Raw genomic sequence first — 11,611 nt, forward strand, 5'->3', positions numbered from 1 at the left:
TGGAAAAATGTTGTACATTCAATGTGTAAAGATTGGAGAGTATTGAATGTGTATCGTAGCTTTAGCATGGCAGGTGCTTGATGATACCCCCCTATGCCTGATTTCGAATCGTGATGAGTTTTATGCACGGCCAAGCCAAACTCTAAATAGCTGGCCAGATCAGGAGGTGATTGCCGGACGTGATCTACAACAAGGCGGTACTTGGATGGGGGTGAGCAAAACAGGCCGTTGGGCCGTACTGACCAATTTTAGAAATGCACATGATCAAAAAAGTTACCCGACTTCACGTGGGCATTTGGTCAATGATTTTTTAAATTCAGATTTAGCACCTATTCGTTTTGCTCAGCAGCTTGAAACTAAGCAATGTGATTATGCTGGCTTTAACTTGATCTGTGGTGATCAGCATCAGGCGGTGTATATGAGTAACCGTGGTGAAGCACCGCAAATTTTACCAAATGGTGTATATGTGGTCTCTAATGGTCTGATGTATGAACCTTGGGAAAAGACCCGTCATTTGCGTAAACGTTTTACCCAAGAGCTGTTACCGTTGTTACAACAGCAGCAAACAGGGATAGAGTCTGCGGTCTGGGATATTTTAGAAGATCAGCGCCAAGTGTTACCAGAATTACTGCCAGAAACGGGGTTGTCTTTGGAAATGGAAGTATTACTTTCATCCACTTTTATTCAAAGTCCAAACTACGGGACACGCTGTTCTAATTTTTTACGTTTAAAAGATCAGACTTGGCATTGGAGCGAGAAAACTCAACACGGTGACGGTATAGGGCACATCAAGAACATTCAACAAGCCTTAATATAAAAAAAGATCCCTCATGTTGAGGGATCTTTTTTAAGTGACTGACTAAGCTGGTTGTGCTGCAGCTTGAGGCTGTTCTAAGCCTTCACCTGCAATTAAACCACCGTCTTTACGGGTAATAACCACTGTTGCTGAACGTGGGCGTGTACCGCGACCACGACTTAAATTTAACTCAGCAGGGTGATTATTTGGCCACGTGCCGCCCGGATGTTGCACGTTAACAAAGATTGCTTTGTAGTCAGGCGTCATGGTCACACCTGTGATTTCACAGCCGCTTGGACCTGTTAAGAAGCGACGTAGTTTTGAGTCATCCAAAACTGCACCAGCTGGAGTTAATTGCGTATTATCACCTGATTTTGCTTGCGCAATTTGTCCATCCCCAACTTGACCTGGTAGGGCTGCTAGCATCATACAGTTGGTTTCATTGGTATAAGCGCCATCATCGGTTTGAATCCAAAGCACGCCGCGTGGGTCAAACCACATGCCATCTGGGCTTGAAAAGTCATTGGCATCCGTTAAACCTGATAAGTTGACATTGCTCAGTGAGTCAGCTTCAGCACCAAATAAGAAAATATCCCATACAAAGTTTAATGCTGTGGTTGTATCGCCATTTTCGCGTAAACGAATAATGTGACCGTTAATATTGCCGCGTAAAGAAGTTGAGCCACTGTCGTTGTCAAAATAGTTACGTGGGTTAGCAGCATCAGTACCATAGCTATGACCACGGCTACCGTTGTTGGTTAAGGTCACATAAACTTCACCATTTTTTGGATTGACTGCGACCCATTCAGGACGATCCATTTTGGTCGCGCCGACAGCATCACCTGCCAAACGTGAATTCACAAGTACATCGGCTTGGTCAGCAAAACGATATTTGTCATAGTTTGCAATCAGTGGGTTATTGATTGAAAGTTCAATCCACTCACCTGTAGCAGTTTGTGTCGCTTCATTGAAGTCAAATTTTGCGACATATAACTTACCATTATCCATGTATTTGTCACCTGCAGCATAGCCGCCGTTGACATCTTTAGCATCCCATTTTTGGTCTGAAACGAACTTGTAGATATATTCGCCTGTTGAGTCGTCACCCATATAAAATGCAAGGTTTTGACCAGAGATCGCACGGCTCGCACGGCAATCTTCATGTGCAAAACGACCGAGTGCAGTACGTTTTACAGGACGCTCATTGGCTGCAAATGGATCAATTTCTACAATCCAACCAAAAGTATTGGTCGAGTTACGGAAATCTTCTGCTGCCGTTAAATCAATTTCTTTACGTGTTAACCAACGGTCGTATTGGTATTCTTCATCGGCAACACGATTTTCAACGGTATGCCATGCATAGCTGCTTTTCGCTGGAATTTTGTAACGATTTAAAGAAACAATTTCCTGAGCGCTACGCTCGGTGTCTTCACGTGAGAAATATTGGTTAAAGTTCTCTTCTGTGGTGAGGTAGGTGCCCCACGGTGTATAGCCATTACCACAGTTGTTAATGGTACCTAAAGAGAAGTGACCTTCTGGACTTGTCGCGGTTTTAACTAAGTCACTGCCTTTTACCGGACCTGAAAAATCAATTGGTGTTGCAGCAGTGATACGACGGTTAAATGGTGAATTACGATTAATTTCAACAATTTGTGTCGTCGGATTTTTCACAACGTGTACGATCGATACACCATGTGCGTTAATTTCACGTATTGCTTCATCTTCACTACGGATCGCTTTACCTACTGTATTGTTTTCTGAGTGTAGGAAACGTGCGTTATTAATATATTCATGATTCATCACCAATAAACCTTCAGTCGATTCATTGGCATCATAACGGCTATTTTTCATGCCAAAGAAGGTCATGCCATCATGGCATTCACCTGAACGTTTGGTAAATGACGCACCAGATGGCACATTATTGTCATCCCATTCATCTAGGTTTGGCGCAATTGGATCACCCATAGCATACAGTACACGTGCTTCATAGCCTTCAGGTACGCTAAACGCATTTAGGGTGTTTTTATCTACCGCTTTAAAATTTAAGGATGATGGTAGCTTACTTTCATCAAATACAGAATCATCTACAATTGCCGATGAATCATTGTCATCGCTACAGCCTGTTAATGTGGTGGCTAAGGTAATAGCAACAGCACCACCTGCTGTTTTTGTGATGAGTTCACGGCGGCTCATACTTTTATTAAAGAGATCTAAAAATTCAGCGTTCCCCGAAGTGTTGCTGTCATAATCATCATTAAAAGGCATTTGTTCAGACATGTTATTTTCCTAGCGATTTAGTGCGTCGGTATTGGAATGGTTGAGCAACACCTTAAAGTGCTAATATGACAATCCGTTGAACAATGTATTGCAATCTGATGACATAAAAAAAGAGCAGACCAAGCTGCTCTCATTTAAGTTAAGTATTTATTTTTCTAGGAACTTACCTGCCATTAAGCCAAGCTCAAACAGCAGCCACATCGGTACGGCAAGCATAATCATAGACAGGGCGTCGGGCGGTGTGACGAACATGGCCACAAAGAAACATCCCACAATAATAAAGCGCCGATTAGCTGCCAACTGCTCTGTGGTCACCACCCCAATTAAAATCAGTACCAAAGTAATAATGGGAATTTCAAAGGTAAGACCAAAAACTAAAAACAGTTTTAAGCAGAAACTGAGGTAACTATTAATATCGGTCATTGGTGCTACAGTTTCAGGTGCAACACTCATAAAAAAATGTAAGATTGAAGGCAATGCAACAAAGTAAGCAAAAGCAATACCACTATAAAACAGCACAATACTACTGATCAGTAAAGGTAGAGCTAAGCGTTTTTCCTTGGCATACAGTGCAGGTCGTACAAAATCCCACAACTGATAGATGATAAATGGCATGGCCAACATCAATGCGACAAAAAAATTCAGCTTAAAGGGTGCCATAAAAGTTGCCGTCACATCGGTGGCAATCATCGATGAGGTGCTTGGCATTTGAGCACGTAATGGCTCAGACATAAACTGATAGGTTTCGTTGGCAAATGGCAATAAGCAGAAAAATAGCAGCAATAAAAGGCCAACAATTTTAAATAAATGCCGACGTAGCACAATGAGATGCTTGGTGATTGGCATCTCATGGAGTTGTTCAGCATCATCAAGCGGCTGTGAGTGTGTCGTCATACGGCCACCTTATAAACATTGTGTGCTTTTTTATATTGCATGGGTGCAGGCAGCATTGGCTCTTGACAAGGTACATAAGCCACTTGCTTTGATACCTGAGATGCTTGTTCTGGCTCAATCAGGTTAACTTTTTGTTGTTCGATCGTCTGCATTTGCGCTTGCATTTTGGCTTCAAGCTCTTGAATTTTTTGCATCTCTTGCTGCATTTGCTCACGCAATTCAGACAAGCGTAATTCACGATCAATGTCGGTTTGTACATTGCTAATTAAACGTTTAATTTTGGCGTAACTTTTACCGGCAAAGCGTGCAGCTTGTGGTAATTTATCTGGCCCTAGCACCAATAATGCAATGATGCCGAATAGCAGCAACTCCGCCATTCCAATATTGAGCATGACAAGACATCCAGATTAATGTTTATGGGTAGAATTTAAATTTTGAGTGTTGTGTTCTAAAGTGCGTGGTTCGTTCAGCTGAGTAGCTGTAGCCTCATCATCACGAATAGATTTTTTAAAGTCTTTGACTGCACCGCCCACATCTTTACCTAAGTTTTTAAGTTTTGATGTACCAAACAGCAGTAACACGACAATTGCAAAAATAAGGACATGCCAAATTGATAAGCCGGCCATAAGATTTCCCTCGAATTATTCTGTGCTTATCTCAACAGCTCTATATGACAACACGGTGACGTTTATATTGCAGTTTGAAGAAAATCCTGCAAAGTCAGCTTAAATGAGTGTGCTAGCATGAGCCATCGCTTGCTCTGAGCTGTTGTGTGATGGCGTTGATTGTTCCGATTTTTGCATTTTTAATGGGCTATTTGGCTGTAGAACAGCTTAAACCGCTGCGACCTTGGTTAGCCGCAAGTCTAGCGCGGGTGTTGATTCCTATACTGATTATTTACAACATGGTGTTTTATCAACAGGGGAGTATGTGGCTAGTTGGCTTAAGTTTTGTAAGCTCGATCATTTTCTTTCTTTTCTTTTATTTTACGCAAAAAGATAAATTACAGGCGCTGTGTTTAAGTTATTTAAATGGAGCGTGGTTAGGCCTGCCTTTCGCCTTAGCACTTTTTGGTAAAGAAGCCACCAACACCATTGTGGCGCTGTATATTGGCGGCTCGTTGTTTGGCAATATTTGCGCAGTGATGGCAGTCAGTAAAACTCAGCAAAGCCCAGCTTTTATCATGAAAAATGTGCTGCAATCCCCGCCAGTCATTGCCTTAAGCATTGCAGGGATTTTGTCTTTTTGGGATTTAAGCGCTTATCAACATACATTCGTAATTGATTTAGTCTATCAAGCCAATAAATTTTTGGTGACCTTTGCGGGTATGTGTGTGCTTGGTATGTGGCTGAGTAAGGTCAAAATTCAAATCAGTGATTTAGTTTTAAGTCTAGGTTTGATTTTAATACGCATGTTGCTTGCAGCTGTAATCTGTATAGCAGCCTATTTTATGTTACCGATTCCACATGTGGCTTTAACCTATGCGGTCATTTTTATGTTCTTTTGCCTACCGCCAGCGGCCAATATTGTGGCATTAGAAACCCATTATCAGGGTACAGGGCACTCAGCCAAATATATTGCCTCAGGCACGATTGCCAGTGCTTTCATTATTAGTCTTTACGGCATCGTGCTGCATAGTTTGAGTATTTTAGATTAAAGCTGCGCCCGAAGACGCAGCGCATGTCTTAATGGCTTAAAGATGCACGTAACAGTTGCATGGCTTGACCACGATGGCTGATTTTGTTCTTTTCATCTTTGCTCATTTCTGCACTCGAAATCCCCAATTCCGGCAACCAGAACAAGGGGTCATAACCAAAACCATTGTCACCACGCGCTTGTTCTAAAATTTCGCCGTGCCAAATGCCTTGGAAAATTTGCGGTAAAGGATCATCGGCATGTTCAACCAGAGCCAATACGCACACAAACATACCATTAATTGCTTGCCCATCTTGGCGTAATGGTTTTAAGTCGGCTAATAACTTGGCATTGTTGGCGGCATCATCACCGTGCTCACCGGCAAAACGCGCTGAATAAATACCAGGCGCACCGCCTAAAATGGGTACACACAAACCTGAATCATCGGCAATCGCAGGTTTACCTGAAATACGTGCGGCATGACGGGCTTTAATAATGGCATTTTCAACAAAGCTTAAGCCGTCTTCAATGGCATCTGCAATATTGAGTTGACCTTGTGGGATTACATCTACAGGCAAATTTAAATCGCTAAATATTTTTTCAAATTCAGCAATTTTACCTTTATTGTTACTGGCTAAAACCAATGTGCCTTGTGACAGCCATGCTTGATTGGACATGCTAAAACTCATGTTATAAAAATTTGCTTTAGTGTACCTGATTTTATCTAAGCAATAAAAAAGCACCCGAAGGTGCTTTTAGTTTATAAACCCTGAATCCAGCGGTCAGCACGGTCACGTGCTTGGCGGATTTGCTCTTGAGTTAAATTGGCTGCTAAAGCAGTTTTTTTGCCTTCAGATAAGCTAATCACTTTATTATCGAGCATGCCGTCACGGGTAGAGAGTTCATACCATTGATAAGCACCAATAAAGTTACGTTTTTTCTCATCCAGCATGGCAAGGTTAAAGCTGGCACGATTATCGCCACGGCTGGCGGCTTTTTCTAAATATTGACGCCCTAAAGCTTCATTTTTAGAGGTGCCTTTGCCATCAATCAGCATACGTCCGACATTGAGCTGAGCCGCTGTTAAACCCTGATCGGCAGCAAGTTTATACCAAGCAAAAGCTTGCTTTTCATCTTGCTTAACGTCTTTACCGTATTCATATTTGGTGCCTAAATAAAACTGAGCACCAGCTTGCCCTGATTTTGCGGCTTGACTTAAGCTCTGCACATCCATCACTGAATAACGTGCCGCTTGATTGGAAATGGAGTTGCTTGGTGAAACATAATCTGCATTGGCTTGCAGGCTAAACAGTCCCAAAAATAAACCACCAATTAATATTTTTTTCATAGAGCGCTCACCCGATAAATTGCGACTTCACCAAACAAGTTCGGGATATGTTTACTCAGCAAACTACCTTGCTGATCCCCATTTACGGCGAGTCGATTAATGATTCGAATATTATTTTCTTCGCATAATGCTTCAAAATCACGGAAAGTACACAAATGAATGTTGGGCGTGTTGTACCACATATACGGTAGCGCATCAGAAACAGGCATTTTACCTTTTAGTGCCAAGAAAGAACGGGTCTTCCAATGGGCAAAGTTAGGAAAAGTAATAATGGCTTGTTTACCCACACGTACCATATCGCGTAATAACACGTCTGGCGCATCCACTGCTTGTAATGCTTGAGCCATGACCACGTAGTCAAAAGATTGATCCGCGAAACGACTTAAGCCAAGATTTAGATCTTGTTGGATAATATTTAACCCGCGACTAATCGCAATTGCAATCTTTTCTTGGTCAATTTCCAGTCCATAAGCGCGGATATTGTGTTTTTTGCTCATATGTTCGAGCAATTCACCTTCACCACAACCCAAATCTAAAACGCGCGAACCCGGCTTAATCCACTTTTCGGCAAGTTGTTGATCAATACGCATTACACGCTCTCCTTGGTTGCTTGAAGATGTTCCTTGCCACCTAAGAAGGCACGTAACGATTTCACATATAAAGGAATAGGGAACAAGAATGAGTCATGCCCTTGTTCAGCATCAATGTCTAAATAGCTGACAGGTTTATTGTTACTAATTAATGCATCGACGATTTCTTGCGAGCGGGCAGGGGTAAAACGCCAATCCGTAGTGAAAGACACCAATAAGAACTGACATTTGGTTTGTGCCATGGCTTTGACTAAAGACTGCTCATATTCACGCGCAGGATCAAAGTAATCCAAAGCTTTCGTCATAATTAAATAGGTATTGGCATCAAAGTTACGGCTAAATTGCTCGCCTTGATAACGTAAATAGCTTTCGACTTGGAACTCAACATCAAAACCATACATAAATTTGCCAGACTTTAAGTCACGACCAAATTTTTGCTTCATGGCTTCTTCAGATAGATAAGTAATATGACCCACCATACGCGCTAAAATTAAGCCACGTTTTGGATAGCTATCATTCTCGAGATAACGACCATCATGAAAATCTGGATCGGATAAAATCGACTGACGCGCCACTTCGTTAAAGGCAATATTTTGTGCGGAAAGTTTAGGTGCGCTGGCAATAATCACGCATTTTTGCATACGCTCAGGATAATCGACTGTCCATTGCAGCGCTTGCATACCACCTAATGAACCACCAATTAAGGCGTACCATTTACTAATCCCTAAACGGTCTGACAACATGGCTTGGGTTTTGACCCAGTCACGTACCGTAACCAATGGGAAATCTGGACCATAAGGACGATTGTCATTTTCAGGGTTTGGCGAAGTTGGGCCAGTAGAACCATGACAACCGCCAATGTTGTTTAATGCCACAACAAAAAATTTATTGGTATCAATGGCTTTGTTTGGGCCAATACATGCATCCCACCAGCCCGGCTTTTTGTCATCTTCATGATGATAACCCGCAGCATGATGATGACCAGACAAAGCATGGCAGATCAAAATTGCATTGGAGTGATCGGCATTTAAAGTACCGTAAGTTTCAACCATTAAATCAAAACGTGGTAACACTCGACCACATTCGAGCTCTAACGGCTCTTCAAAGGAAAACTTTTGTGGGGTAACAATACCCACGGAGTCAGCTGGGAAAGACACGGGAATAATTCGCCTTAAATCTTTAGAGTAAACGCAGAAAAGGATACCACTGGGGTATCCTTGCATAAAGGGCTTTATTGTTGTGCGTTAAACTGCAGCAGCAACCACTTGCTCTGTGCTTAACACGCCTTGTTCAATTAAGCGGTTGGTGCAGGCAATAATTGCTTCAATTGAAGAAGTGACAATATTGTCATGTACACCCGCACCAAATGCCGATTTACCTGTACCTTGTACTTGTAGCTCAATCAACGCTAAGGCTTTCGCATGCGCACCGGCACTAATGCTACGCTCTTCGTAGTTTAAGACGTCAATTGGTAATTGAAGTGCATTTAAGATAGCCGAAATTGGACCATTGCCTTCACCACGAAGTTTTTGCACTTTACCATGCACCTCTACATCAAGCTCAATGACTTGCTTACCATTTTCATCAGATAACTTGTAGTTTTTGGTCGAGTAATGCGCATCTTTAGTTGCCACATAGGTCTTTTTAAACAAGTCCCAAATTTGTTGTGCGCTGACTTCAATGCCTTCGTCATCGGCAACTTGTTGCACCACTTGTGAGAATTCAATTTGTAAACGACGTGGCAAAGTCACGTTGTAATTTGATTCTAACAAGTAAGCAATACCACCTTTACCAGACTGTGAATTGACACGAATCACCGCGTCATAGTCACGCCCTAAATCTTTAGGGTCGATTGGTAAATATGGCATATCCCAAATTTCCTGATCTTTTTGGAACTCAAAGCCTTTTTTAATCGCATCTTGGTGTGAACCAGAGAAGGCTGTGAAGACCAAATCACCAGCATATGGGTGACGTGGGTGTACAGGTAAACCAGTACATTCTTCAACGGTGGCAATGATTTCATTAATATTTGAGAAATCAAGATTTGGTGCCACACCTTGGGTATACATGTTTAGCGCAATCGCTGCAACATCAACGTTACCAGTACGCTCACCGTTACCAAAGACACAACCTTCGACACGGTCAGCACCTGCCATAATCGCAAGCTCAGAAGCCGCAATACCACAGCCACGGTCGTTATGGCAGTGAACCGAAATGATCACGCCATCACGACGCTGTAAATTACGGTGCATCCATTCGACTTGGTCGGCATAAACGTTAGGCCCAGACACTTCCACAGTAGCTGGTAAGTTTAAAATGACTTTATTGTCAGGACTGGCTTCCCAGATTTCAGTTACAGCATCGCAGACGTCTTTAGCCACTTCTAATTCAGTGGCTGAGAAACATTCTGGTGAATATTGGAAAACAAACTCAGTTTCAGGTTGTTTAGCGGCATATTCTTTGACTTTCGTTGCAGCATTAATCGCAAGTTGCTTGGCACCCGCAATATCTACATTCAAAACTTTTTCACGGAAAGTCGGTGAGTTTGAATTATAAATATGTACGATGGCACGTTTGGCACCTTGCAATGATTCAAAAGTACGTTGAATTAAATGGTCACGAGCTTGGACTAAAACTTCAATATAAACGTCATCTGGAATATGACCTTCTTCAATTAATTTACGCGTGAAGTCAAAGTCAATTTGAGAAGCGGATGGAAAACCAATTTCAATATGTTTAAAGCCGATTTTTACCAACATCTGGAACATTTTGAATTTTTTCTCAATATCCATTGGCTCAAAAATCGCTTGGTTACCGTCACGTAGGTCGGTACTCATCCAAATTGGCGCTTTTGTAATTTCGTTATTTGGCCATTGACGGTCAGGTAGATCAACACGTTGATACATGCGACGGTATTTTTTACTTGGATCAGCCAACATCATGAGATAACTCCTTGTGTAAAAATCATTACACTGCTTAAAGTGCATTGACCATTACTATATAGATTGTGTCTATTAATCTGTTTTACAAGGTGGAGGTTTGAAGCGATTTCGTAAAAAATCTGAATAAATTTTACGACTTAACTTTACCTTTTTTTCTACCTTATAAATCTATAACTTAAAGTTTAATCCAGTTAAACCGAAAAGTTTTTGCTTTTTCTATGGATTTTAGTCGTATGGTAAAAAAGCTTTTCTGATAATAGTTAAATTTTGGTAAAAATTTTCATAGATCAAAATATTATCTGCGTTGATTTTCTTGATATGGCAATTTAGGCTAATTTTTATTAAACATTTTGCCATAACAGCGAACATTTTTGTCAATCTTTAAGTTGCATGATATGTCTGAATAGATGGCTAACTTAAACAGGGATTAAATCTCAGCCCATTTACGCATGAGGTTATGATAAAGATTGGTCAATTTCATGACCTCAGCATGTTGATCACCCAGTTCTAGACGTAGGCTTTGAATACTTTGATCCAAGTTAAACAGCATGTGGCGGTTTGCATCATCACGAATCATACTTTGTAGCCAAAAAAATGACGCTGTACGGCAACCTTGGGTCACTGGTGTAACTTCATGCAAACTGCTTGCTGGATACAAAATTAAATCACCCGCAGGGAGTTTGACCTCATGGTAGCCATAGCTGTCCTCAATCACCAAGTCACCCCCTTCATATTCATCTGGCTCACTTAAAAACAGCGTGCAAGATAAATCGGTGCGTAAGCGTTGTTGGCTGCCGCGAATACGGCGAATGGCATTATCAACATGAAAACCGAAGCTTTCATTGTTTTCATAGCGATTAAATAAGGGCGGAATAATATCCAGCGGCAGGGCAGCCGATAAAAATAAGGTATGCTGTCCAAGTGCTTCTAAAATAACCGTACTTAACTGCTGGGTGAGGGGATGATCTTCTGGAAGTTGTTGGTTGTGCTTAACAGTCGCTGACAAAGTGCCTGCAGTAACCTTGCCATTGACCCATGCAACTTTGTCCATTTCTTGACGGATAAATTGAACTTGTTGTTTGGTTAAAACGTTTGGAATATGGTGTAGCACAGTATTGTTCCACGCAGC

The 11,611-nt window shown here is 41.7% G+C and carries 12 protein-coding genes; 2 read left to right on the forward strand and 10 right to left on the reverse strand.

Translation table 11 applies throughout. The annotated features are described in order from the left end of the window. The first annotated feature begins 46 nt into the window (after nucleotides 1-46). Nucleotides 47-817 (forward strand): NRDE family protein, encoded by a 771-nt coding sequence (locus AC5YCD_RS04305; protein ID WP_496128850.1) that lies wholly within the window; start codon nucleotides 47-49, stop codon nucleotides 815-817. A 42-nt stretch (nucleotides 818-859) separates the two neighbouring features. Here AC5YCD_RS04305 and AC5YCD_RS04310 read toward each other — a convergent pair whose 3' ends face one another. The 4 genes from AC5YCD_RS04310 to AC5YCD_RS04325 all read right to left on the reverse strand — a co-directional run bounded on the left by AC5YCD_RS04310 (nucleotide 860) and on the right by AC5YCD_RS04325 (nucleotide 4,593). Beyond that, nucleotides 860-3,073 (reverse strand): PhoX family protein, encoded by a 2,214-nt coding sequence (locus AC5YCD_RS04310; protein ID WP_496128851.1) that lies wholly within the window; start codon nucleotides 3,071-3,073, stop codon nucleotides 860-862. A 147-nt stretch (nucleotides 3,074-3,220) separates the two neighbouring features. Further along, nucleotides 3,221-3,967 carry a twin-arginine translocase subunit TatC gene (gene tatC / locus AC5YCD_RS04315; protein WP_496128852.1) on the reverse strand — a complete coding sequence of 249 codons (747 nt, stop codon included), beginning with the start codon at nucleotides 3,965-3,967 and terminating at the stop codon, nucleotides 3,221-3,223. Further along, entirely contained in the window at nucleotides 3,964-4,359 is a 396-nt protein-coding gene (gene tatB / locus AC5YCD_RS04320) for a Sec-independent protein translocase protein TatB (protein WP_496128853.1), read from the reverse strand. The genes tatC and tatB overlap by 4 nt, the downstream gene beginning before the upstream one ends. A 15-nt stretch (nucleotides 4,360-4,374) precedes the next feature. Continuing rightward, nucleotides 4,375-4,593: a Sec-independent protein translocase subunit TatA gene (locus AC5YCD_RS04325; protein ID WP_496128854.1), complete on the reverse strand. Its 219-nt coding sequence runs from the start codon at nucleotides 4,591-4,593 to the stop codon at nucleotides 4,375-4,377. Nucleotides 4,594-4,742: 149 nt separating this feature from the next. On the opposite strand from AC5YCD_RS04325, the gene AC5YCD_RS04330 reads away from it, so the two are divergent. Continuing rightward, nucleotides 4,743-5,624 carry an AEC family transporter gene (locus AC5YCD_RS04330; protein ID WP_496128855.1) on the forward strand — a complete coding sequence of 294 codons (882 nt, stop codon included), beginning with the start codon at nucleotides 4,743-4,745 and terminating at the stop codon, nucleotides 5,622-5,624. Nucleotides 5,625-5,652: 28 nt separating this feature from the next. On the opposite strand, the gene rdgB is transcribed toward AC5YCD_RS04330, so the two are convergent. From rdgB to AC5YCD_RS04360, 6 genes are all read right to left on the reverse strand, one after another. After that, nucleotides 5,653-6,279, reverse strand: coding sequence for an RdgB/HAM1 family non-canonical purine NTP pyrophosphatase (gene rdgB / locus AC5YCD_RS04335; protein WP_496128856.1), 627 nt, complete (start codon nucleotides 6,277-6,279; stop codon nucleotides 5,653-5,655). A gap of 83 nt (nucleotides 6,280-6,362) precedes the next feature. Then, the gene (locus tag AC5YCD_RS04340; protein WP_496128857.1) at nucleotides 6,363-6,950 is read right to left on the reverse strand and encodes a tetratricopeptide repeat protein; all 588 of its coding nucleotides are present in this window, start codon (nucleotides 6,948-6,950) and stop codon (nucleotides 6,363-6,365) included. Beyond that, entirely contained in the window at nucleotides 6,947-7,540 is a 594-nt protein-coding gene (gene metW, locus AC5YCD_RS04345) for a methionine biosynthesis protein MetW (RefSeq protein WP_122899985.1), read from the reverse strand. The genes AC5YCD_RS04340 and metW overlap by 4 nt, the downstream gene beginning before the upstream one ends. Then, nucleotides 7,540-8,697 carry a homoserine O-succinyltransferase MetX gene (gene metX, locus AC5YCD_RS04350; protein WP_496128858.1) on the reverse strand — a complete coding sequence of 386 codons (1,158 nt, stop codon included), beginning with the start codon at nucleotides 8,695-8,697 and terminating at the stop codon, nucleotides 7,540-7,542. Before metX ends, metW begins: the two co-directional genes overlap by 1 nt. 87 nt (nucleotides 8,698-8,784) lie before the next feature. Continuing rightward, a complete protein-coding gene (gene leuA / locus AC5YCD_RS04355) occupies nucleotides 8,785-10,482 on the reverse strand; it encodes a 2-isopropylmalate synthase (protein WP_496128859.1) in 1,698 nt (565 codons plus the stop codon). Nucleotides 10,483-10,909: 427 nt separating this feature from the next. Further along, nucleotides 10,910-11,593: a Fe2+-dependent dioxygenase gene (locus AC5YCD_RS04360; protein ID WP_496128860.1), complete on the reverse strand. Its 684-nt coding sequence runs from the start codon at nucleotides 11,591-11,593 to the stop codon at nucleotides 10,910-10,912. Between the last annotated feature and the right edge of the window lie 18 nt (nucleotides 11,594-11,611).

This window comes from Acinetobacter sp. CY05 (assembly GCF_059515805.1).

Bases quoted from the DNA above. Each gene is read 5' to 3' on its own strand.
- AC5YCD_RS04305 (WP_496128850.1), top strand. From the start codon at position 47: ATGTGTATCGTAGCTTTAGCATGGCAGGTGCTTGATGATACCCCCCTA.
- AC5YCD_RS04310 (WP_496128851.1), bottom strand. From the start codon at position 3,073: ATGTCTGAACAAATGCCTTTTAATGATGATTATGACAGCAACACTTCG.
- tatC (WP_496128852.1), bottom strand. From the start codon at position 3,967: ATGACGACACACTCACAGCCGCTTGATGATGCTGAACAACTCCATGAG.
- tatB (WP_496128853.1), bottom strand. From the start codon at position 4,359: ATGCTCAATATTGGAATGGCGGAGTTGCTGCTATTCGGCATCATTGCA.
- AC5YCD_RS04325 (WP_496128854.1), bottom strand. From the start codon at position 4,593: ATGGCCGGCTTATCAATTTGGCATGTCCTTATTTTTGCAATTGTCGTG.
- AC5YCD_RS04330 (WP_496128855.1), top strand. From the start codon at position 4,743: ATGGCGTTGATTGTTCCGATTTTTGCATTTTTAATGGGCTATTTGGCT.
- rdgB (WP_496128856.1), bottom strand. From the start codon at position 6,279: ATGTCCAATCAAGCATGGCTGTCACAAGGCACATTGGTTTTAGCCAGT.
- AC5YCD_RS04340 (WP_496128857.1), bottom strand. From the start codon at position 6,950: ATGAAAAAAATATTAATTGGTGGTTTATTTTTGGGACTGTTTAGCCTG.
- metW (WP_122899985.1), bottom strand. From the start codon at position 7,540: ATGCGTATTGATCAACAACTTGCCGAAAAGTGGATTAAGCCGGGTTCG.
- leuA (WP_496128859.1), bottom strand. From the start codon at position 10,482: ATGATGTTGGCTGATCCAAGTAAAAAATACCGTCGCATGTATCAACGT.